General features: G+C 63.3%; 21 protein-coding genes. 13 read left to right on the top strand and 8 right to left on the bottom strand.

What is annotated here, in order from left to right:
• Positions 1-56 precede the first annotated feature (56 nt).
• The 5 genes from ykgO to ffh form a co-directional block, all read right to left on the bottom strand.
• A complete protein-coding gene (gene ykgO / locus EK16_RS06725; RefSeq protein WP_038035441.1) occupies positions 57-182 on the bottom strand; it encodes a type B 50S ribosomal protein L36 in 126 nt (41 codons plus the stop codon).
• A 275-nt stretch (positions 183-457) separates the two neighbouring features.
• On the bottom strand, positions 458-1189 hold the full coding sequence (gene trmD / locus EK16_RS06720) for a tRNA (guanosine(37)-N1)-methyltransferase TrmD (protein WP_038035440.1): 732 nt from the start codon (positions 1187-1189) through the stop codon (positions 458-460).
• Between the two features lie 50 nt (positions 1190-1239).
• Complete coding sequence (gene rimM / locus EK16_RS06715; protein ID WP_081910331.1) at positions 1240-1872, bottom strand: ribosome maturation factor RimM; 633 nt, start codon at positions 1870-1872, stop codon at positions 1240-1242.
• 149 nt (positions 1873-2021) lie between these two features.
• Positions 2022-2417, bottom strand: coding sequence for a 30S ribosomal protein S16 (gene rpsP, locus EK16_RS06710; protein ID WP_038035439.1), 396 nt, complete (start codon positions 2415-2417; stop codon positions 2022-2024).
• A 57-nt stretch (positions 2418-2474) separates the two neighbouring features.
• Entirely contained in the window at positions 2475-4103 is a 1629-nt protein-coding gene (gene ffh / locus EK16_RS06705) for a signal recognition particle protein (RefSeq protein WP_038035438.1), read from the bottom strand.
• Positions 4104-4523: 420 nt separating this feature from the next.
• Between ffh and aroB the strand changes: the two genes are divergently transcribed.
• The 5 genes from aroB (at position 4524) to EK16_RS06680 (ending at position 9970) form a co-directional block, all read left to right on the top strand.
• Positions 4524-5696, top strand: a complete 1173-nt coding sequence (aroB, locus tag EK16_RS06700; protein WP_081910330.1) for a 3-dehydroquinate synthase — start codon at positions 4524-4526, stop codon at positions 5694-5696.
• Entirely contained in the window at positions 5696-7027 is a 1332-nt protein-coding gene (locus EK16_RS06695) for an HlyC/CorC family transporter (RefSeq protein WP_051929031.1), read from the top strand. The genes aroB and EK16_RS06695 overlap by 1 nt, the downstream gene beginning before the upstream one ends.
• Before the next feature lie 214 nt (positions 7028-7241).
• Entirely contained in the window at positions 7242-7991 is a 750-nt protein-coding gene (locus EK16_RS06690) for an electron transfer flavoprotein subunit beta/FixA family protein (RefSeq protein WP_038036183.1), read from the top strand.
• 1 nt (position 7992) lies between these two features.
• On the top strand, positions 7993-8952 hold the full coding sequence (locus tag EK16_RS06685) for an electron transfer flavoprotein subunit alpha/FixB family protein (protein ID WP_038035437.1): 960 nt from the start codon (positions 7993-7995) through the stop codon (positions 8950-8952).
• A gap of 142 nt (positions 8953-9094) precedes the next feature.
• Positions 9095-9970: a 3-hydroxybutyryl-CoA dehydrogenase gene (locus EK16_RS06680; protein WP_038035436.1), complete on the top strand. Its 876-nt coding sequence runs from the start codon at positions 9095-9097 to the stop codon at positions 9968-9970.
• A 103-nt stretch (positions 9971-10073) separates the two neighbouring features.
• Here EK16_RS06680 and ubiG read toward each other — a convergent pair whose 3' ends face one another.
• Positions 10074-10856, bottom strand: a complete 783-nt coding sequence (gene ubiG / locus EK16_RS06675; RefSeq protein ID WP_051929030.1) for a bifunctional 2-polyprenyl-6-hydroxyphenol methylase/3-demethylubiquinol 3-O-methyltransferase UbiG — start codon at positions 10854-10856, stop codon at positions 10074-10076.
• Between the two features lie 210 nt (positions 10857-11066).
• Here ubiG and EK16_RS06670 point away from each other — a divergent pair, with 210 nt between their 5' ends.
• The 6 genes from EK16_RS06670 (at position 11067) to EK16_RS12650 (ending at position 19584) form a co-directional block, all read left to right on the top strand.
• Positions 11067-12320: an aspartate kinase gene (locus EK16_RS06670; protein ID WP_038035434.1), complete on the top strand. Its 1254-nt coding sequence runs from the start codon at positions 11067-11069 to the stop codon at positions 12318-12320.
• A gap of 160 nt (positions 12321-12480) precedes the next feature.
• A complete protein-coding gene (ptsP, locus tag EK16_RS06665; RefSeq protein ID WP_038036181.1) occupies positions 12481-14748 on the top strand; it encodes a phosphoenolpyruvate--protein phosphotransferase in 2268 nt (755 codons plus the stop codon).
• Positions 14749-14900: 152 nt separating this feature from the next.
• Positions 14901-16028 carry a helix-turn-helix domain-containing protein gene (locus EK16_RS06660; RefSeq protein ID WP_038035433.1) on the top strand — a complete coding sequence of 376 codons (1128 nt, stop codon included), beginning with the start codon at positions 14901-14903 and terminating at the stop codon, positions 16026-16028.
• A 155-nt stretch (positions 16029-16183) separates the two neighbouring features.
• A complete protein-coding gene (prfA, locus tag EK16_RS06655) occupies positions 16184-17275 on the top strand; it encodes a peptide chain release factor 1 (protein WP_051929029.1) in 1092 nt (363 codons plus the stop codon).
• Between the two features lie 56 nt (positions 17276-17331).
• Positions 17332-18222, top strand: a complete 891-nt coding sequence (gene prmC, locus EK16_RS06650) for a peptide chain release factor N(5)-glutamine methyltransferase (protein ID WP_038036179.1) — start codon at positions 17332-17334, stop codon at positions 18220-18222.
• Between the two features lie 441 nt (positions 18223-18663).
• The gene (locus EK16_RS12650; RefSeq protein WP_051929027.1) at positions 18664-19584 is read left to right on the top strand and encodes a DUF4167 domain-containing protein; all 921 of its coding nucleotides are present in this window, start codon (positions 18664-18666) and stop codon (positions 19582-19584) included.
• A gap of 103 nt (positions 19585-19687) precedes the next feature.
• Here the strand turns inward: EK16_RS12650 and EK16_RS06640 are convergent, their stop codons facing one another.
• Positions 19688-20536: an SDR family oxidoreductase gene (locus EK16_RS06640; RefSeq protein WP_038035431.1), complete on the bottom strand. Its 849-nt coding sequence runs from the start codon at positions 20534-20536 to the stop codon at positions 19688-19690.
• 165 nt (positions 20537-20701) lie between these two features.
• Between EK16_RS06640 and mobB the strand changes: the two genes are divergently transcribed.
• Positions 20702-21235: a molybdopterin-guanine dinucleotide biosynthesis protein B gene (mobB, locus tag EK16_RS06635; protein ID WP_038036176.1), complete on the top strand. Its 534-nt coding sequence runs from the start codon at positions 20702-20704 to the stop codon at positions 21233-21235.
• Entirely contained in the window at positions 21232-22515 is a 1284-nt protein-coding gene (gene glp / locus EK16_RS06630; RefSeq protein WP_038035430.1) for a molybdopterin molybdotransferase MoeA, read from the top strand. Before mobB ends, glp begins: the two co-directional genes overlap by 4 nt.
• A 306-nt stretch (positions 22516-22821) precedes the next feature.
• Here glp and EK16_RS06625 read toward each other — a convergent pair whose 3' ends face one another.
• A complete protein-coding gene (locus EK16_RS06625) occupies positions 22822-23097 on the bottom strand; it encodes a BolA family protein (protein ID WP_038035428.1) in 276 nt (91 codons plus the stop codon).
• Positions 23098-23120 lie beyond the last annotated feature (23 nt).

Here is a 23120-nt window from a genome sequence, read left to right as displayed (position 1 = left end):
GGGCATGACCCGGCATTGATCCCGTATGAACCCGGCGCAAAAGCCGGATAGGTGCTTCAGCCCTGGCGGGCCTTGTAGCGCTTCTTGACCTTGTTGATCACATACAGCCGGCCGCGGCGACGCACGATGCGATTGTCCCGGTCACGCTTGGCCAGCGAGCGGAGCGAATTGCGGATTTTCATGGTGCTGCCCTGCTCTGGTTCGATGTTGCCGTTCTTGCCTCTTGCCTGCCGCCTCTGCCGCGCTCCGTTTTCAAGAACATCCTGGCTGCCCCGGCAGGACGGGCATTAAGAAAACACAAACGAGCGCGCAAAAGCCCTTTGCGCGCCCCGCCTGGTGCGGCAGGGATACAGAAGCCACGCCTATGCTGTCAAGCCATGGCGCACCAAAAGCCATCATGGCATGACCATGCAACACAGACACACGGCCGCAATCCCGCCGCCGGAGACGTGTCCGATCAGCCGTCCGTGTCTTCCGCCCTGTCCCTGCGTGCGAGATAGCGCTGCCAGAGATCCGGCCGTCTGGCCTGGGTGATGGCCTCGGCCTGTTTCAGGCGCCAGCGTGCGATCTCGGCATGATTGCCCGAAAGCAGCACCTCCGGCACCGTGCGCCCCTCCCATTCCCGCGGGCGCGTATAATGCGGATATTCCAGCAGATCCTTCTCGAAGCTCTCCCACTCTCCGGATTCGTACTTGCCCATCACGCCGGGCAGAAGCCGCACCACTGCATCCAGCAGACAAATGGCCGCAGGTTCGCCACCGGAGAGCACGAAATCGCCAATGGAAATCTCTCGCAAGCCGCGCCCCTCAATCACGCGCTCATCCACGCCCTCGAACCGCCCGCACACGATGAGCAGCCCCGGCGCTTTCGCGAATTCCCGCACCAGTTCCTGGGTCAGCGGTTCGCCGCGCGGGCTCATCAGAAGGCGCGGACGCGGATCATCCGCGCTTGAAACCGCATCGATGGCGCGCGCCAGCACATCCGGCTTCAGCACCATGCCCGGCCCGCCGCCATAAGGCGTATCATCCACCGTGTGATGCTTATCAAGCGCGTAATCCCTGATGTTTTCCACCTGCAGCGACCAGATGCCCTTCTTCAGCGCCTGCCCCGCCAGCGCGAATCCCAGGGGCCCCGGAAACATGTCCGGATAGAGCGTCAGCACCGTGGCGGCAAAGGCGGGGTTCGACATGCGTTCAGCGCTCCGGCAATGAAAAAGGGTATGTCGCGGAAATGCAGGGCTCAGGCCTTTTCGGCATCATCGGAAGGCGTCTTTTGCGCCTGACGGGCCTTGTTCTTTTTCTGCCGGCGCTGCTTGTGGCGTCCGGAACCGGTGCGCTTTAAGGCATCCTCTTCCAGCTCCTTGGGCGGATTGATGATGACCCGCCCTTTCGCGATCTCCACCTGCGGCACCGCCTCTTTCGTGAACGGCAGATAATAGGTTTCCCGCGCGCCTTCCGGACGGATTTCCAGAAGATCGCCGCTGCCGAAATCATGCACGGCGATCACCTCGCCCCCCGGCGAGCCGTCGCGTTTTATCGCTTTCAGGCCCACGAGATCGGAATAATAGAAGGTGTCCTCATCCTCCGGCTCCGGCAGGCGCTCCCGTGGCAGCTTCAGTTTGCACCCCCGCAACAGCTCGGCAGCATTGCGGTCCTCAACGCCTTTCAGCCGCGCAATGAAGGCCCCTTTTGTCGGGCGCAACCGCAGAATCTCCACCTCCTGCGGCCCGTCATCCAGCAGCAACGGCCCATAGGCCGCGATATCTTCAGGCGTTTCCGTAAAGCTTCGGATCTTCACCTCGCCGCGGATGCCATGGGCGGAAGTGATCACGCCCATGACAACCAGCTTCTCGTGTTTTTCCTTTCGGCTCATGGCCGCAGTCCTTCACGCAACGCCAGATGGCGGTGCCCGGAACCCGAAAGGCGCAATGAACCATCCGCGCCCACGACAGCGCCCCCTCCCCGGACATGACGGACGAAGCGGCAAATACGCGCTTTTTTTTACGCGGATGGCTCCGCCCTTCAGCTCTCGGCGGCTTCGGCCTCGCCCTCTCCGCCTTCGTTCTCGGCGGCGGCAGCCTCCGCGGCCTTGGCCTCCTTCTCCGCCTTGCGTGCCAGAGCCTTCTCGCCCGGCTGACCCTTCTTGGGATTGTAGCGCGGCGGCCGCTTGGCAAGACCGGCGGCATCAAGGAAGCGCAAAACACGGTCCGTGGGCTTCGCCCCCACCGACAGCCAGTACTTGATGCGATCCTCTTTCAGGGTCACCCGCTCGGGATGATCCTTGGGCAGCAGCGGGTTGTAGGTGCCCACCTTCTCGATGAACCGCCCGTCACGCGGCGCGGTGTTCTCCGCCACCACGATGCGATAGAACGGACGCTTCTTGGCGCCGCCCCGCGCCAGACGAATGCGCAAAGCCATGTGTCGTCTCTCCTTTCTGCTTGTTTTTCGAAAAACCGAAAACCTCGTTCGTGATGATTAGCGCTTCTTCTTGCGACCCTTGCCCTTGCCGCGGCCAAGGGGCGGAAGGCCGCCAAGCCCCGGCAAGCCGGGCCCGCCCATGCCCGGCAGGCCTCCCATACCCGGCAAACCCGGCATGTTGCCAAGCCCGGGCAGACCGCCGCCCGGCAACCCGGGCATGCCGCCGGGCGCTGCCGGCTGGCCACCGCCATCCTTCAGCCCCTTGGCGAGATCGCGCAGCTCCGGCGGCAGGCTGGCCGGATCCATGCCGGCAAGCTCCGCCTGCAGCTTCTCGATTTCCTCCGGCGAAGGCCCGCCGCCAAAACCGAACATGCCGCCCAGCCCCCCTTTCTTCCGGCCCATTTTCTTCATCATGTCCGCCATCTGCCGATGCATTTTCAGCAGGCGGTTGACATCCTGCACCGTGGTACCGGAGCCGGCGGCGATGCGTTTCTTGCGTGAGGCGTTGATGATCTTGGGAAACAGCCGCTCCTTCGGCGTCATCGAGGAGATGATGGCAAGCTGGCGCTTCAGCACCAGATCATCGAGATCAATCCCGGCCAGCTGCTTGCGGATCTTGCCCATGCCCGGCAGCATCTTCAGGATGCCCTGCATGCCGCCCAGCTTCTGCATCTGCCTCAGCTGCTCGGCGAGATCCTCCAGGGTGAAGGCGCCTTTCTTGAGCTTCTCGGCCAGCTTGCGCGCCTTTTTCTCATCAATGGTGCGCGCCGCCTTCTCCACAAGCGAAACCACATCGCCCATGCCCAGGATGCGATCGGCGATGCGATCCGGATGAAAGGCCTCGAGATCTTCCAGCTTCTCGCCCACGCCCATCAGCTTGATGGGCTTGCCGGTCACCGCCCGCATCGACAGCGCCGCGCCGCCCCGGCCATCACCATCCACGCGCGTGAGCACGATGCCGGTGATCCCCACCGCCTCATCGAAGCTCTTGGCCAGGTTCACGGCATCCTGACCCGTCAGCGCATCCGCCACCAGCAGCGTCTCGCGCGGCTCGGCCACGGCCCGCACATCCTGCACCTCTTTCATGAGGTCTTCGTCGATGTGCAGCCGCCCGGCCGTATCGAGAATGACCACGTCATAGCCGCCTCTGCGCCCTTCCCGCACGGCGCGTTTCGCAATCTCGACAGGATCCTCGCCTTTTACGATCGGAAGGGAATCCACGCCGGCCTGCCGCGCCAGCGTCGCCAGCTGCTCCTGCGCCGCCGGGCGATAGACGTCAAGCGAGGCAAGCAGCACCTTCTTGCGTGCCGCATCCTTGAGCCACTTGGCGATCTTCGCCGAGGTCGTCGTCTTGCCCGAGCCCTGCAAGCCCACCATCAGGATCACGTTCGGCGGCTCGCCCTCCACCAGCAGCGGTGCATGCGCGCCCAGAGTCTCCACCAGGGCATCATGCACGATCTTGATCACCATCTGGCCGGGCGTGACCGACTTGATCACCTCCTGGCCGACGGCGCGCTGCCGCACCGTGTCGATGAACGAGCGCACCACGGGCAGGGCCACGTCCGCCTCGATCAGCGCCCGGCGCACCTCGCGCATGGCGGCGTCCACATCCTTTTCCGAAAGGGCGCCGCGCCCCGTGAGCCGGTCGAAAATATCCGAAAGACGATCCTGCAGCGTATCGAACATGGGCCCTTATCCCGTTTTGTCGTGCTTTCCGCTTGCGATCGCGCCTGTTGCGCAACCCGCCGGTCAGAATGACACATCCATGCCGGCGATACCATGGCGGCCGATTGCGCAAACACCGATCGCGCCCGTGGGCGAACCCTCGCTGACGGGCGTTGACCCTCCTGCCTCCCGGTCATGCAGCGCCTTAAGCGCTATGCCATGTGCAGGACGGCCGGCGTGACGATTTCATCGCGCCTGTATGGAAAGCCGGCTTGTTCTAGAAGAAATTCCGCACAGGGTCAACGCTGCCTTTTCGCCGCTTGAGGCCGTGCGCCTTGCCATTTTCCGGCCGCCGCCCTTTGGCTTTTTGTCAAAAAGACGATAGAGGACGAAAAGGATGAAGGGATCACGCCCGGCAATCATGATCATGAAAGCAATACGATGACGGATCCGAAAGACGATATCAGGGAAAACGACGAGGGGCTCGATATTGAGATCGTCGAGACCACCATCGTGCCGGTGGACCTGGGCGAACGCGCCTATGACATCGAGATCGGCCCGGACATTCTCGAATTCGCCGGCATCGAGGTGGCCGAGCTTCTGCCCCGTCCCAAAACCCTGATCGTGACCGACGAAAACGTCGCCGCCCTGCATCTTGAAACCTTAAGCGAGTCGCTGAACGATGCCGATATCGAACACGAGGCCATGGTGCTGCCCGCCGGCGAGGCCACCAAGAGCTTTTCGCATCTGCAGGCGGTGGTGGAGCGCATTCTCGAAAGCGGGCTTGAGCGGCGAGACGCCATCATCGCCTTCGGCGGCGGTGTCATCGGCGATCTGGCAGGCTTCGCCGCCGCCATCGCCCGGCGCGGCATGCATTTCATCCAGATTCCCACCACCCTGCTCGCACAGGTGGACTCTTCTGTCGGCGGCAAGACGGGAATCAACTGCCGCCTCGGCAAGAACCTGATCGGCGCCTTCCATCAGCCGCTCAAGGTCATTGCCGATACCGCCGTCCTCGACACCCTGCCGAAACGGGAGCTGCTCGCCGGCTATGCGGAAGTGGTCAAGTACGGTCTGCTGGGCGATGCCGCCTTCTTCACCTGGCTGGAGGAGCACGGGCCTGCCCTGCTGGCAGGAGACATGGCCGCCCGCCAGCACGCCATTGCCCGCTCCTGCGAAATGAAGGCTCAGATCGTCGCCGCCGATGAAAGGGAAAGCGGCCGGCGCGCCCTGCTCAACCTTGGCCACACATTCGGCCACGCCCTGGAAGGCGCCCTCGGTTATGACGGCACCCTGCTGCATGGCGAGGCCGTGGCCATCGGCATGGCGCAGGCCTTCCGCTTCTCCGAGCGCCTGGGGCTTTGCCCGGCCGGGCGCGCCGAACGCATCGCCGCCCATCTGCGCGCCGTGGGCCTGCCCACGGACCTGTCGCATGTACGCGATCGCCTGCCCGATGCCGCAGGCCTGCTTGAATTCATGCGACAGGACAAGAAGGCGACTGGCGGCAGGCTCGTTTTCATTCTCGCCCGTGACATCGGAGAAGCCTTCATCACCGATACCGTGGACGAAAAGGAGCTGCTCGCCTTTCTTGATGAAGAACTGGAGCGTGCCTGATGGATGCCCGCATCTGGCTGCTGGCTCTGGCCGTGGCCTTTCTCATTGTCCTCTCGGCCTTCTTTTCCGGCTCGGAAACCTCCATGACCGCCATTTCCCGCGCGCGGGTGCATCGCCTCGCCCAGAAGGGAGACAGGCGGGCCAGGGTGCTGGAACACCTGCTGTCCATGCCGGAGCGGCTGATCGGCGCCATCCTTCTTGGCAACAACCTCGTCAACATTCTCGCTTCCGCCCTGGCCACCACGCTGTTTCTGGAGCTCTTCGGCCCCGCCGGCGTGCTGTGGGCCACGCTGGTCATGACCGCGCTCGTCCTTGTTTTCGGCGAGGTCATGCCCAAGACCTACGCCATCCTCAATCCCGACCGCTTCGCCCTGCATGTTGCGCCTATCGTTTCCCTTGTCGTCAAGGTTTTCGCTCCCGTGGTATCCGTGGTGGAAAAGCTGGTGCGCATGGCGCTCAAGGCCTTGGGCGCCGATACGCGCAATGCCGGCAATGCCCTGTCTTTCCGCGAGGAGCTGCGCGGGGCACTGGATCTGCATCATGCCCGCGGCGAGGTGGTCAAGCGCGACCGCGACATGCTCGGCGGCGTGCTTGACCTGCGGGAGCTCACCGTTGCCGATGTCATGGTCCACCGCACCGACATGAAAAGCATCGACATCTCCCGCTCCCCCCGCGAAATCCTGCAATACGTGCTGGACAATGGCTTTACCCGCTACCCCGTCTGGCATGAGGAGCCGGACAACATCATCGGCATTCTTCACGCCCGCGATCTGCTGGCCGCCATTGCCGGCGCCGGCGGCAATGTCGATGCCATAGACATCCGCACCCTGCTCATCGCCCCCTGGTTCGTGCCCGATTCCACGCCGCTTGCCGATCAGCTCGCCGCCTTCCTCCGGCGCAAGATGCATTTCGCCCTGGTGGTGGACGAATATGGCGAGCTGGAAGGGCTCGTTACCCTTGAGGACATTATGGAGGAAATCGTCGGCGAAATTGCTGACGAGCACGATCGCGCAGCCCAGGGCATCCGCCGCGAGGGATGCAGCTATATCGTCGATGGCGCCATGCCCGTGCGTGATCTCAACCGCCTCTATGACTGGTCACTGCCCGAGGACGAGGCCATTACCATCGCCGGTCTCGTCATTCACGAGGCGCAGATGATCCCCGATCCGGGTCAGGCCTTCACCTTTCACGGTTTCCGCTTCGAGATCCTGGACAAGGAGCGCCACCGCATCACCCGCCTGCGCATCACCCCCCTCAATGACGACACCTGCACCGATGCGGAGCGACCATCTTCTGTCTCCGCTAGCGAAAACGGAAAAACTGACTCTTGAATACGCACACGCATAATCAGGAAGCCTTGTACTGAAAGCCGAAATCACCGGCCAATGGCTTGCGCGTGGGAGATGACACGAAAGCGTCCTAGGAAATTGGTCTGAACAGCGGACCTTCCGCCCCTGGCCTGCGTTGACTTTTCACCACCCCTTCTTCAATCTCGCCCTCGAAAAAGGCGTCCTGACATTCAGTCAAAAGAGCGAAAGGGCCATCATGAAGATCCTGGTCCCCGTGAAACGGGTCGTGGACTATAACGTGCGCGTTCGCGTCAAGGCCGACGGCTCCGGCGTCGATCTCGCCAACGTGAAGATGTCCATGAACCCCTTCGACGAAATCGCTGTGGAGGAGGCCGTGCGCCTTAAGGAGGCGGGAACGGCCGAAGAGATCGTCGCCGTCAGCATCGGCCCGAAGGCCGCCGAGCAGACGATCCGCACCGCGCTGGCCATGGGTGCGGACAGAGGCATTCTGGTCCAGACCGAGCAGCGCACCGAGCCGCTGGCCGTGGCCCGCATCCTCGCCGCACTGGTGGAGAAGGAGCAGCCGCAGCTCGTGATCATGGGCAAGCAGGCCATTGATGACGACTGCAATCAGACTGGCCAGATGCTTGCCGCGCTTCTCGGCTGGCCGCAGGGCACCTTCGCTTCAAAACTTGTCATCGAGGGCGAGCATGCCGAAGTCACCCGCGAGATCGATGGCGGCCTTGAAACCCTGCGTCTGAAGCTGCCTGCGGTGATCACCACCGATCTGCGCCTGAACGAGCCGCGCTATGCCTCCCTGCCCAACATCATGAAGGCAAAGCGAAAACCCCTGGAGGTGACCGATCCCGACGCGCTTGGCGTGGACATCACCCCCCAGCTTGAAATCCTCAAGGTGGAGGAGCCGCCGCAGCGCAAGGCGGGTGTTCGCGTGAAATCCGTGGCGGAACTGGTCGATCGGCTCAAGAACGAGGCGGGAGTGATCTGAAATGGCGGTTCTTCTCGTTGCCGAACATGACAATGCCACCCTTAACCCGGCCACGGCCCGCGCCCTGACCGCGGCCAGAGCCATTGACGAGACAGTCGATGTTCTCGTTGCCGGCAAGGATTGCGCCGGCGTTGCCGATCAGGCCGCCCGCCTGCAGGGCGTGCGCCGCGTGCTCCTGGCCGATGGCGACAGCCTCGCCCAGCAGATCGCCGAGAACATGGAAGCCCTGATCGTGCCGCTCATGCAGGGCGAGAGCTACTCCCACATGCTCACGCCGGCCACCACCACGGGCAAGAACTTCGCGCCGCGCATCGCCGCCCGCCTCGGCGTCATGCAGATTTCCGACATCATCGCGGTGATCGATGCCGAAACCTTCAAGCGGCCCATCTACGCCGGCAATGCCATAGAAACCGTGCGCCAGCCGGCGGAGAAAAAGATCATCACCGTACGCACCACCGCCTTTCAGGCAGCGGAAAGCTCAGAAATAGCAGCCCCGGTTGAAACCGTTGCAGCGCCGGCACCCAATCCTGCTGTCGAATTCGTTTCCCGTCAGCTCACCGAATCCGACCGCCCCGAGCTCACCCAGGCCCGTGTCGTCATCTCCGGCGGTCGCGGCATGGGCTCGGCCGAGGCCTTCGAGATGCTGGAACGCATCGCCCGCAAGCTCAACGCCGCCGTTGGCGCCTCCCGCGCCGCTGTCGATGCCGGTTATGTGCCCAATGACTATCAGGTGGGCCAGACTGGCAAGGTGGTGGCGCCCGATCTTTACATCGCGGTGGGCATTTCCGGCGCCATCCAGCATCTGGCCGGCATGAAGGATTCCCGCGTCATCGTCGCCATCAACAAGGACGAGGAAGCACCCATCTTTCAGGTGGCGGATTACGGCCTCGTCGCCGATCTCTTCGAGGCGCTTCCCGAGCTGGAGAAGGAGCTGGACCGCGTTCTCGGCGACAAGGGCTGATGCGCCGGATTTTATGAGGAGATGCCCTGGGTCCTGCAAACGAGGCTTGCCGCCCGCCGCGCGCGGTTATAGGCTCTGCCACTGCCCGCGAAGGAATCGGGCGGATAAGAACGGTTGCGGCTAGGCGCAAGGGGCTTTCGTCATGGAGATTCGCAAGGTCGGGATCATTGGCGCCGGTCAGATGGGAACCGGCATCGCCCATGTCTGTGCAGTGGCCGGATACGACGTCTTGCTCAACGACGTATCCGAGGACGTGCTCAAGAACGCACTCGCCACCATCAACGGCAACATGGCCCGCCTCGTGCGCAAGGGCAAGCTGGACGAGGAGACCCGCAAGAGCGCGCTGGAGCGTATCCGGCCGGTGGCCGATCTTTCCGCCATGGCCGAATGCGACATCGTCATCGAATCCGCCACCGAAGACGAGGACATCAAGCGCGCCATCTTCGCCGAGCTCTGCCCGCACCTGCCGCCGGCCACGCTGATTGGCACCAACACCTCCTCCCTGTCCATCACCCGCCTGGCGGCCGCCACCGATCGCCCGGAGAAATTCATGGGGGTTCACTTCATGAACCCCGCGCCTTTGATGGAGCTTGTTGAGCTCATCCGCGGCATTGCCACCGATGATTCGACGTTCGAGACCTTCAAGGCCTTTGTCACCTCCCTCGGCAAGACCATTGCCGTTGCCGAGGATTTCCCCGCCTTCATCGTCAACCGAATCCTCCTGCCCATGATCAACGAGGCCATCTACACCCTCTACGAGGGCGTAGGCACGGTGGAGGCCATCGATACCGCCATGAAGCTGGGCGCCCATCATCCCATGGGCCCGCTGGAGCTTGCCGACTTCATCGGCCTCGATACCTGCCTGTCGGTGATGCAGGTGCTCTATGAGGGACTGGCCGATTCCAAATATCGCCCCTGCCCGCTGCTGGTGAAATACGTGGAGGCCGGCTGGCTGGGCCGCAAGACCAAACGCGGTTTCTATGACTACCGCGGCGAAAAGCCCGTTCCCACCCGCTGACACGCCCGCAAAAAGCCGCCCACTGCTTCCGCCCGGAACGAAAAGGGCCACAAGGGCAGCGCGTCCGTTCTCATCCGGACAGCTCCGGAATGACCTCCCCTGGTCAGGCGGGGCGTTTGCGGGCCAGCAGCATGTAGTTCACGTCCATGTCCCGGGGCGCCTTCAGCCATTTGCCCGAAAAGGGATTGTAGGCCACGCCGGTGCGGTCGATCACCTCCAGCCCGGCCGCATTCAGCCAGTCCTGAAGCTCTTCGGGCTTGACGAATTTCTCCCACTGATGCGTGCCGCGCGGAAGCCAGCCCAGGACATATTCCGCCCCGACAATGGCCATGGCAAAGCTCTTGAAGGTGCGGTTGATGGTGGCACAGAACATCAGGCCGCCTTCCCGCACCAGCTGCCCGCAGGTGCGGATGAAGGCCGGCTGATCGCTGACGTGCTCGATCACTTCCATGTTGAGCACGACGTCAAACGTCTCTCCTGCTTCCGCCAGCGCTTCTGCCGTGGTCTGGCGATAGTCCACCGCAACGCCGCTTTCCTCCGCATGCGCGCGGGCGGCACCGATGTTTTTCGCAGAAGGATCGATGCCTGTGACATCCGCCCCCATCTTCGCCAGGTTTTCCGAGATGAGCCCGCCGCCGCAGCCGATGTCGAGAATGCGCACATCCTTAAGCGGCAGCCGTTCGCGCGGATCCAGGCCGAACTGCGCCGTGACGTGATCCCGGATATATTGCAGGCGCACCGGATTGAAGGCATGCAGCACTGCGAATTTTCCATCCGGCCGCCACCATTCCGCCGCGAGTGCGGAAAATTTGGCAATCTCCGCCGGATCGACCGAGGCCGCCTGCGTCTCTTCGTTTGCTCCCGCGGCTTTCTCACCCGCACCCATCTCGTCGCCTCCCGGAGTTGTCACGCATCCTCTTCATCGGCTCTTCAGGTCATAGCGGGCGGGCCGAATTTGCGCAAATGCCTTGCCTTTCCTTTCCGGCGTGGCTAAGGGTTGGCGCGTCGCGATCCTGACATGCGGATCGCACCGAGGGCAAAAGCCACCATCCGCAACCATCCGTGTGAGGCGAACAGGCAACGGGCTTTGAGTGTCATGAGCCGGCTGGTGATGAAATTCGGCGGCACGTCTGTGGCCGATCTGGACCGCATCCGCAACGTCGCCCGTCACGTCAAGCGTGAGGTTGAGGCCGGGCATCAGGTCTCAGTCGTGGTCTCGGCCATGGCCGGCAAGACCAACGAGCTCGTCGCCTACTGCGAGAACATCTCACCCCTCTATGATGCGCGCGAATATGACGTGGTGGTGGCTTCCGGTGAACAGGTCACTTCCGGCCTTCTTGCCATGACCCTCCAGGAAATGGGCATTCCCGCGCGCTCCTGGCAGGGCTGGCAGGTGCCGGTGAAGACCGACGGCATGCACGGCGCCGCCCGCATCATGGACATTCCGCCGGACAATCTCGTTTCCGCCCTGGATCGCGGCATGGTCAATGTCATCGCCGGCTTTCAGGGCATTGGCCCCGACGGCCGCATCACCACGCTGGGCCGTGGCGGATCGGATACCTCCGCCGTTGCCGTCGCCGCCGCTCTTGGCGCGCGCTGCGACATCTACACCGATGTCGATGGCGTTTACACCACCGATCCGCGCATCGTCTCCAAGGCCCGCCGTATTGAACGCATTTCCTATGAGGAGATGCTGGAGCTTGCTTCTCTGGGCGCCAAGGTGCTGCAGACCCGCTCCGTGGAACTGGCCATGGTGCACAAGGTACCGCTGCGGGTACGCTCCAGCTTCGACGATCCGGATTCTCCCTTCCAGGTCACCGAGGACGGGCGCGGCCCCGGCACACTGGTTTGCGACGAGGATGAAATCATGGAACAGCAGGTCGTTTCCGGCATCGCATACTCGCGCGACGAGGCACAGGTCGCCATCCGCAGGGTCAAGGACAAGCCGGGCGTTTCCGCCAGCATCTTCGGCCCGCTCGCCGATGCGGGCATCTCGGTGGACATGATCGTGCAGAACGTCTCGGCAGACGGCGTGTTCGCCAATCTCACCTTCACCGTCGCCCGCAAGGACCTGCCCCGTGCGCTCAAGGTTCTTGAAGAGAACCGGGAGCAGATTGGCTATGAGGAGATCGCCTCCGCCGACAATGTCGCCAAGGTCTCCATCGTCGGCATCGGCATGCGCTCCCATGCGGGCGTTGCCGCCAAGATGTTCCGTACGCTGGCGGAAAAGGGTATAAACATCGAGGCCATCACCACCTCCGAGATCAAGGTCTCTGTCCTGATCGATGAGGCCTATCTGGAGCTGGCCCTGCGCGCGCTGCATTCGGCCTACGGGCTGGATGCCGCCTGAAGGCGTGTGACGGACGCTGCAAGACCGCAAGGAGACGGATCGTGAAAACCGCCATGCTTATCGCGCTTCGCATTCAGGCAATCGCCGCCGCCGCGCCGTGCACCGCGGTAGCGGGCGTATGCGCATGGCGAAAAATTCGCGCGCAGGGAGGCGCCGGCTGATGACATTCACCGCCATTGGCCCGCGCGTCCTGCTCCGAAGGTTGCGCGAGGTCATGGCGGAGCAGGGCACGGCGCAGGAAAAGCTCGATCACATCGCGCACCTCGTGGCCGCCAATGTGGTGGCGGAGGTCTGTTCCATTTACGTCCTCAATGATGAGGGCGAACTGGAGCTTTACGCCACCGAAGGCCTGAAACCCGAATCCGTGCACCGCGTGCGGCTGCGCCCCGGTGAAGGCTTGGTCGGCACCATCGCCGAAACGGCCGAAACCCTCAATCTCTCCGACGCTCAGGCGCATCCCGCCTTCAAGTATTTCCCCGAGACGGGCGAGGAGATCTATGCCTCCTTCCTCGGCGTGCCCATCCTGCGCGGCGGCCGTGTTACCGGCGTGCTCACGGTGCAGAACCGCCGCCCCCGCCACTATACGGAGGAAGAAGAGGAAGCCCTGCAGACCACGGCGATGGTCCTGGCCGAGTTCTTTGCCTCGCCGGAATTCCGGGCCGAATATGAACGGCGCGGAGAAAGGCGCTCCCGCCGCCTGCATCTAAGAGGCGAGGCCCTGCACCCCGGCGTGGCCCTGGGCCATGTCGTGCTGCATCAGCCCCGCGTCGTCATCCGCAATTTCGTCGCCGACAACATCGAGACCGAAATCGAGCGCCTGCACGAGGCTTTGCAAACCCTGCGCACCCAGGTCAACGATCTCATCGCCACAACGGGGCTTGCCGCCCATGGCGAACATGCCGAGATCTTCGAGACCGTGCGCATGTTCGCCCATGATCGCGGCTGGGTGCGGCGCATCGAGGAAGGCATCCGCCGCGGCCTTTCCGCCGAAGCGGCCGTGGAGCGCGTTCAATCCGACAATCGCGCCCGCATGCTGCGCCAGACCGATCCCTACATGCGCGAGCGCATGCATGATCTTGATGATCTCGCCAACCGCCTCCTGCGCATCCTCACCGGTCAGGTCGGCACCGCCGCCCAGGGCAAGCTGCCCAAGGATGCCGTGATTGTCGCCCGCAACATGGGCCCGGCGGAACTGCTGGATTACGACCGTGAGCGCCTGCGCGGCCTCGTTCTTGAGGAAGGAGGCACCGGCTCACATGTGGCCATCGTCGCCCGCGCCCTGGAAGTGCCGACCATCGGGCAGGTGGAGGGCATCACCGATCTCGTCGAGAACGGCGATGCCATCATTCTCGACGGCCGCACCGGCGATGTCCACGTGCGCCCCACGCCCGAGATCGAGCAGGCCTATGTGGAAAAGGTCCGCCTTTATGCCCGGCGGCAGGAACGCTTCGCCCGCCTGCGCCACAAGCCGGCCATCACCCAGGACGGCGTGCGCGTTTCTCTCAACATCAACGCCGGGCTGCTCGTCGATCTGCCCCATCTTGAGGATTCCGGCGCGGACGGCATCGGGCTTTATCGCACCGAACTGCAGTTCATGCTGACCCGCACCCTGCCCCGCCGCGAGGAGCAGGAGAAGCATTATCGCGCCGTGCTCGAGGCGGCCGGAGACAAACCGGTCGTCTTTCGCACCCTTGATGTCGGCTCCGACAAGGTCCTGCCCTACATGCAGACGGAGCGGGAGGAAAATCCCGCCATGGGCTGGCGTGCCCTGCGGATGGGGCTGGATCGTCCGGGCCTTCTCAAGATGCAGCTGCGCGCCCTGCTCGCCGCCGCCAGTGGCAGGGTTCTGAACGTCATGTTCCCCATGGTCACCGATGTGGGAGAATTCCTCGCCGCCCGCAGCTATGTCGTTCAGCAGATCGAGGCCATGCGCAAGACAAACCGCGCCCTGCCGAAGCGCGTGCGCATCGGGGCCATGGTGGAGGTGCCGGCCCTGTTCTTTCAGCTTGACGAGCTGCTGCGCCACGCCGATTTCATCTCTGTCGGCTCCAATGATCTGCACCAGTTCCTCTTTGCCGCAGATCGCACCCATCCGCGCATGGCCCATCGCTATGATCCGCTGCATCCCGCCATGATCCGCCTGCTGGATCAAATGGCGAAAAAGACACGCGCCCGCGGCGTGCCTCTCTCATTGTGCGGCGAAATGGCGGGCAACCCCCTCGATGCCATGATCCTCATCGCCCTTGGCTTCACATCCCTCTCCATGGCGCCCGCCGCCATCGGGCCGGTCAAGGCCATGGTGCGCTCGCTCAACCGGGCCGATCTCGCCCGGCGCATCCCCGTCTGGCTGGCGGAAGGCCGCGAATCCTTGCGCGAACGCGCCGCCATCTATGCCCGGGAACATGGCGTTGTTCTCTATTCCCGCTGATGAGGCCACGCATATTCGCCAAAGCACCGCCTTCCCGCGTATGTGTTCACCAAACGCTTACCATTCCCGTTTACCATGAGCGCAGGCATGAAACGGAAAGTTGGCACAGAAAAAGTCTGTGCCATGGTTGTGAGCGTCACGGACACCTCGCCATGTACGATCATCCTCATGCGCCGGCGCCGCGCGCCAGTTTTCGCCCCAAACCGGACGGATCCAAGGATCCTGCCGGCGAGATTGGCTGGTATCTCCAGCGCGAGCGTGAGCTGCGCGGCATCTCGCTGGAGCGCGCCGGGCAGGAGACCGGCATTCACCCCAATCATATCGACGCCATCGAGGCCGGCGCGCTGGATCGCTTGCCCGATCGTGCCACCACGCTGGACATGATTGGCAAATACGCGGCCTATCTCGGCTACGATCCGCAGCCGCTCGTGCGCCGCTATGCCGCGCTGTTGCCGAAGGCCGAAAAGAATGGCCTGCTCTCTTCAGCGCGCATCATCGCCTTTCCGCTTCTGAAACGATTGAGCGACGTCTCATCCGGTGCCGGCGGTATTGTCGCCTCCGTGCTTGCCGTCGTGCTCGTCTTTGGCGGGCTGGTCTGGGCCTTCCTGCCCGGCTCCGATGAGCCCGGCGAGGGCTGGACGGAAATCACCGCGGAAGCGGAAACGTCAGGAAAAACGGCTTCGGCCGATCAGGGCATGCCCGCAAATCAGGCCGCCGATCCGCGCATCGTCGGCTCCATTTCCGCTCTCGCGGAAAAGGTCGCCGGGGAAGATACACCCGCAGCCGCGGCCAGCGCGGAGGGCCAGAACACCGCGCCTTCACAGCCCGATGCCATCGCCGCTCTCATCGCCCGCACAGTTCCTGACCTCGCCACCGAAGCCGCAGGCCACGGCGCGATAGAACAAACAAGGCAGAAAGCTGAACCAGCTGCCGCTTCCAATTCGGGAAAGGCCGTCAAAGCCCATGAGAAAACCAGGGTCTCCACAGCTGCCCCTGCTGCCGCGCCTGCGCACAGCATCACCCTGCGCAGCCGTGCCGAGATCTGGGTGCAGCTGGAGGACAAGCGCGGCCGCTCGCTCTATCGTGGCACCATGATCCCCGGCGCGACCTATACGCTGCCGCGCACGGTCGATCCCGACACCCTGCTCCTGACTACGGGCAACGGCGCCGCCCTTGAGCTCATCGCCGACGGCAAGGCCTTGGGCCCGCTCAAGCCCGAAGGCGGCCCCATCGTTGCCGCCGAATTCGGCAAGCTCATCAAGGAGCGCCTGAAAAACTGAGTGCCCGATCAAAAACGAAACGCCTGAAACCGCCCCGCGCCCGTCCGGCGCGGGGCTCTTGACTTTCCCGCCCGCCTGTCTCACCACCGAAGCGTGATTTTCCCGCCATGACGGCGATGATGCATGCATGATCCGGCAAGGAGGCAACGGCGGCGATGTCCATCGCCCACTCCGAGAAGATCGACCGTATCCTGGCCCGCTTTGATGCCGTGGAACAGGCCCTGGCTCAGGGGCCAACGGGCGAGGAATACGTGCGCTTGTCCCGTGAATATGCCGAGCTGCAGCCCGTTGTGACCATAGCGCGGGACTTGCGCGCCGCCTTGCAGGAAAAGGCCGACCTTGAGGAGCTTCTCGCCGATCCGGAAATGGCCGAAATGGCCCGCAGCGAGCTTGCCGAGGTGGAAAGGCACATAGAAACCCTTGAACACAGGCTCAAGCTGGAGCTTCTACCCAGGGACAAGGCCGATGAGCGCAATGTCATTCTTGAAGTGCGCGCCGGCACCGGCGGCGAGGAGGCCGCGCTGTTCGCCGCCGATCTCTTCCGCATGTATCAGCGCTATGCCGCCGCCAAGGGCTGGACGGTGGATGTGCTCTCCGCGTCCGAATCCGATCGCGGCGGTTACAAGGAGATCATCGCCGCCATCAAGGGGCCTGCCGTCTATTCCCGTCTGAAATTCGAATCCGGCGTGCACCGGGTTCAGCGCGTGCCTGAAACCGAGGCCGGCGGCCGCATTCACACTTCCGCCGCCACCGTTGCCGTTTTGCCCGAGGCGGAGGATGTGGACATCCGCATTGACGAGAAGGATTTGCGCATCGACGTTTTCCGCGCCTCCGGCGCAGGCGGCCAGCATGTGAACACCACCGATTCCGCCGTGCGCATCACGCACTTGCCCACGGGCATCGTCGTCACCCAGCAGGATGAACGCAGCCAGCACAAGAACCGCGCCAAGGCCATGCAGATTCTCCGCGCCCGCCTTTTCGAGCGCGAACGCCGCCGCCAGATGGAAGAGCGCGCCGCCGCCCGCCGCGGCCAGATCGGCTCCGGTGATCGCTCCGAACGCATTCGCACCTACAATTTCCCACAGGGGCGCGTCACCGACCACCGCATCAACCTCACCCTTTACAAGCTCGACGAAGTCCTTGCCGGTGAAGCGCTGGATGAAATCATTGACGCTCTCATCGCCGAGGATCAGGCCGCCCGCCTCGCCGCCCAGGAGGAAGGTGCGAAAATCTCTGGCGAAACATGATCCATCGCTCCAATTCTCCCCAAGGCTTTGCCGAGCAGGCAGGCCTCATCCCCGGCATGCCCCGCCAGCAGGCCCTTCATGCCGCCGCCCGCCGGCTGCAGGAGACCCTTGGCCTGACTTTCGACGAAGCGGTGCGCGATGCCCGCCTTCTGCTCCTGGATGTTCTCGACATTTCCCACGCCGCCCTCATCGCCGAGGGCGATGTGCCCATAAGCCAGGCTGAATGGCGTCAATTCGCCACCCATCTCAGCCGCCGCGCCCGGCACGAACCTGTCTCGCGCATCCTCGGCACCCGTCACTTTTTTGGCCGCCCCTTTCTAATCACGCCCGCCGTGCTTGATCCCCGCCCGGAAACCGAGCATCTCGTCGAGACCGCTTTAGCGGCCCATGCCCTTCTGCCCGAACCCTTGCGTGAAGCGCCGCGCATTCTCGATATCGGTGCCGGTTCGGGCGCCATCATCGTCTCCCTTCTCGCCGAACTGCAAAGAGCAAAAGGGCTTGCTCTCGACATTTCAGAAGCCGCCCTTGCCGTCACCATGCGCAATGCCTGCCGCCATGGCGTGGCCGGCCGCTTAATCTGCCGCCGCAGTGACTGGCTCTCCGCCCTGAAGCCGGATGAGCACTTCTCCCTCATCGTCTCCAATCCGCCCTATATCGCTCAGGAAGAGCTCGATACGCTCATGCCGGAAGTACGCCATTATGATCCCCGCATCGCCCTGGATGGCGGCCCGGGCGGCCTGCGTGCCTATCATGCGCTCACGGCGGCCGCGTCCCATCTTGCGCCGGGCGGTTTTCTCATCGTGGAAATCGGTATCGGACAGGAACGCGCCGGGCGTGCCATCCTTGAGCGGGCCGGGCTGAAGGAACACCCGCGCCTGCCGGCCGTACACGCCGATTATGCCGGCATCCCCCGCGTCATCTGCCTTGCGCGATTGACCAATGAGTAAGGAAGTGGACAGATTCCTTGACAAATGGCTTGGAAAATGAACATCAGCGCGGTAAAAGAGATTCGATCCGCATGGAACGCAGAATTGTTGCGGGGGGCGAAATCGCGTATCATTCGCCCATGACGCAAGCAGCCGGTGAGCGGCGCACCGGCAAAGGATAAGGCCGCTACACGAAACACGCGGCCACATGAACGTGACAGGAGGCCACTCGTCTCCAGCGGTTTGCATGGAGAGACTGGAACAATAACGGGCGTTTCCGGATAGTCAGTCAAAAGGCCGACACACGAACAGCAACGCGACAGAACCATCGAAAGCCAGCCCCTGCCCCTCATCCGCCCAAGTGCAGGAAGAGGTGACGGGCGTGTGCATGCCATGGCTTTCGATCCGGCAGGCAAGAGAAGAACCAGACTCGTTTTCAAGGTTGGAAGAACCGAAGCACCGATGAGACAGCCACAGCACAAGCGCAATGCCCGCGCCCGCAACCGGCGCCAGCCCAATCCCATCAACCGCGTCTATGAAAGCAACGGGCCGGACGTGAAGGTGCGCGGCACCGCCCAGCACATTGCGGAAAAGTACATGCAGCTGGGCCGCGATGCGCTCTCCGGCGGCGACACCATCAAGGCGGAAAGCTATTTCCAGCATGCCGAACATTATCTGCGCATCATCGCCGCCGCCCAGGAGCAGATCCAGCAGCGCCGCCAACAGCAGCAGGAGGCGCGGGAACAGCGCATGCGTGGCAATGGCCGCAGCCGTCCGGCGGCAGACCCCGCGCCGGCCCCGGTGGAGGAAACGCCTGCCGAGCAGCCGGTTGAACAGCCGGTTGATCCCGCTCTTGCCGCTTCCGTCGAGGACGCATCCGTCACCATGAACGGTGATGGCGCCATGCCGGAAGCCACCGTGGACCTTACCGCCGAGGCTGCTCCTGCCGCCGCTTCCGCCGATCCGGCCAATGGCAATGGCGGCGCTGGCGAGATGACCTTCGTTCTCGCATCAACAGACTCTGCGGACATGCTCGCGACTGAGGAGACGGGTCCGGTTGCGGCCGATCCCGGTAACGGCATCGACAGCGCCTGGGAAGGCCCGCAGCCGAGCTTCCTCATCACCCCCGCCCTGCCCGCTGAATCCGAGCCGGAACCTGCCGCCGAGACCGAGGCCGGCGATGGGGCTGGCGATGAAGCTTCCGCCGCAGAAACGCAAGCCTCTTCAGCGGAAGCGGAAGCCAAGGATGAAGCGGCGGAAAAGACCACCACCAAGCGCCGGCGCACACGCCGCACACGCACCACGACCACCCGCAGAACCCGCAAAACAGCGACCAAAAGCGAAGATTCCGGCAATGAGGCCACTGATTCTCCCGGCAGCTGAGCAGCCCGGAGGATGAATGGGTCAGAACAATCCTCTCCAAGGCGCTGAACGCCGGATATGCCTTGCGAATGATTGAAGGCAGGACAGGAGGGATCCGGTCCGGTCAGGTCCGGTCCGATGCCCGATCCAGGAGTGCATCCAGCCAGCGCGTGGGCAGAAGGCGCTTCAGCATCGCCATGACGTGGGTCGGCACCGTTACGTAATAGCGCGGTTTTGGCCGCGGGCTTTCCACGGCGTGCACAAGCTTCTTCAACACCGCCTCCGGCGGCAGCTTGAAGGGATTGGGCCGCCCCTCGCCTTTCAGCGTTTGCATGCGCTTCTTGTAATAGGTGCGCCAGTAAGAATGCTCGATGTCGATATTCTCCCGGAAATGCCGCAGTGCCGTCTCGGTGAACTTCGAGAAAATGGGCCCCGGCTCGATCAGGGAGACGAAAATGCCACTGCCGCGCAGCTCCAGCCGCAGGGTATCGGTCAGCCCCTCGATGGCGAATTTCGAGGCATTGTAGGCGCCGCGCCACTTCATCGCCACAAGCCCGAGCACCGATGAATTGTTCACGATGCGGCCATGCCCCTGTGCCCGCATTACGGGGATCACCTGCCGGGTCAGATCGTGCCAGCCGAAAACATTGGTCTCGAATTGCCGGCGCAGCACCTCTCTTGAGAGATCCTCCACCGCTCCGGGCTGACCATAGGCACCGTTGTTGAACAGCGCATCCAGCCGCCCGCCGCTCAACCGTAAAACGTCGGAAACACAGGCGGCGATGGATTCCGGCTCGTCATAATCGAGATAGAGCGCATCCAGCCCCATATCCTTGAGGGCCTCGATGTCCTCTTCCCGCCGTGCCGTGGCAAACACGCGCCAGCCCCGCGCCATCATGCCCAGCGCACATGTCCGGCCGATGCCGGAGGAACAGCCCGTGATCAGGATGCAGCGTCTTTCTTCTCTCGTCATGGCCCCAGGCGCGAATCGCCGGAATGCTTTCGTCCTGCCGGGTGTGCCCGCCTGCCTGCGTCAGGTCAAGAGCATGCAACGGAAAGCCTCTTGCCTTGCCGCTGAAGGCGCAGGATAACCTTCGCAAGCCTGTGAGTGCGGAAGAAGGAAAGAGACATCCCGCCCATGCGCAAGACGATCTGCGGACGCAAGGTTATCGGTGTCGCCGGGTTCAAGAACGCCGGCAAGACCACTCTGGTGGAAGGTCTCGTGCGCGCTCTTTCCGCCCGCGGCTATTGCGTCTCCACGGTCAAGCACGCCCATCACAGCTTCGATATCGATCACGAGGGCCGCGATTCCTTTCGTCACCGCAAGGCGGGGGCGCGTGAAGTCGCCGTCGTTGCCCGCAACCGCTGGGCCATCATCCATGAAAATCCGCCAAACGAGGACGCGCCCGGCCTGGAGGAGATGCTCGTGCGCATGAGCCCCTGTGACCTCGTGATCGTGGAAGGCTACAAGGGCGGGCCGCATCCCAAGATCGAGGTGCGCAATCTCGCACTTGATCATCCCCGTCTTGCCGATGAGGAACCGGAAATCGTCGCCATTGCCGCGTCCGGCCCGCTAAAGGATGAACGCCTGCCCGTTTTCCTGCGCGATGATTATGAGGCCATCGCCGACTTCATCGTCGAATTCATGCAGCTGGGGGAGCCAAAGTCATGAATCGCCAGCCCAGACGCCTCGCCAACGACTGTTTCGCCGCCCTTGACACGCTCATGCCGCATGCGCAGGCCATGGCCCTGCTCAAAGAGCGCATCCGCCCCGTCGTTGATACCGAGGAGGTGGCGCTCGAAGAGGCGCTTGGCCGTATTCTCGCCGAGGACGTGATCGCGCCACGAGACATTCCCGCCTTTGACAACGCGGCCATGGACGGTTTCGCCGTGCGGCATGCCGACCTTAGCCCCGATGACGAAACAGCCCTTCCCGTTTCCATGACCGTTTTTGCAGGCGATGTGCCCCGCCCGTTGCCGCCCGGCACGGCTGCCCGCATCTTCACCGGCGCCCCCATGCCGCAAGGGGCTGACACCTGTGTCATGCAGGAGGACGTCGAATATGACGAGGCGGCCAAGATGGCCCGTTTTCCCGCCGGGATTCCTGAGGGAATCAACGTGCGCCCAGCCGGCGAGGATCAGGCCCGCGGCAAGGCGGTGGTGCAGGCAGGCTGGCGCCTGCGCGCGCCGGAACTGGCAGCTATTGCCTCCACCGGCCAGGCCCGCGTGCGTGTGTTCAAGCCGCTCACCGTGGCGCTGATGTCCTCCGGCGATGAAATCATCCGCCCCGGCACACCCTGGCACGAAGGCGCCATTTATGACGCCAATGCCTATATCCTGCGCGGCGCGCTCGCCGGCCTTGGCGTGCGCATTATCGATTTTGGTGTTCTGCCTGATGAAAGGGACGCCATCGAGCAGGCCTACGCCAAGGCGGCCGAGGAAGCAGACGTGATCATCACCTCCGCCGGCGCCTCCCAGGGAGAAGCCGATTACATGGCGGAAACCGTCGCCCGCATGGGGCAGCTGCATGCCTGGAAACTCGCGATCAAGCCGGGCAAGCCCATCGGCTTCGGCCAGATTGGCGATACCGTCTTTCTCGGCCTGCCCGGCAACCCCGTGGCCGCGTTCGTCACCTTCCTCATTTATGGCTGGCCGCTGCTCAACACTCTGGCCGGGCATGTCTGGCAGGAGCCGCGACGCATCGTCCTGCCCGCCGGCTTCACCATGAAGAAGCGCAAGCAGGGCCGGCGCGAATTCCTGCGCGGCTGGCTGGAAACCACAGCCGATGGTCAAACGGTGGTGCGGCGTTTTCCGAAAGACGGTTCTGGCCTGATCTCATCGGCGGTGGCCGCCACCGGCCTCATCGAGCTCACCGAAGACATGCCCGCCGTCAACGAGGGCGATTCCGTGCGCTTCATTCCCTTTGGCGCTTTCGGCATTCCCCCGAAGTGATGCGCGGCCAAAAGCGCCTGACGGCAACGGTGCAATGATCTCCTGAAAACGTCAACAACCTACGGGATTCACACATCTCTTAATACCAAACAAATTCAATAGGTTAACTGTTAACTAAGGTTTTGTGAAACACTCTAACACGATACCCACCTCGTCATACGGGCGAAAGCCGGTATCTCAGCCCATTGACTCATGCATTTGGGTCCCGAGACCCCGGCTTTCGCCGGGGTGACGCAAAAGATAGTGACCTTATGTTGTGTGTGAATGCCGTAGGTCAGGAAGCAGCCTGGCGGCGAACGGAACCGTTTATTCTCCCGGCGCCTTGGCGGTGATGGACAGGGCGTGGATGCGCTCTTTCAGAAGATCGCCCAGGGCCTCGTTGACCATGCGGTGCCGCTGCACCAGCGGCTTGCCGGCAAAGGCCTGTGAGACGATCACCACATGAAAGTGTGATTCGCCTTCCGGATGGGCGCCGGCATGCCCGGCGTGGTGATGGGACTGATCAAGGATCTCCAGATGCTCCGGCTGCAAGGCGGCGCGCAGCCGTTCTTCCATCGCGCGTCCCACGGGTCCCAGTGTCATCGCCGCTGTTCCTCTTCGAGGCT

It is taken from the genome of Thermopetrobacter sp. TC1 (assembly GCF_000746275.1).
In the GTDB taxonomy this organism is placed as follows: domain Bacteria; phylum Pseudomonadota; class Alphaproteobacteria; order Rhizobiales; family Aestuariivirgaceae; genus Thermopetrobacter.
This window is presented reverse-complemented; position numbering and strand designations above follow the sequence as displayed.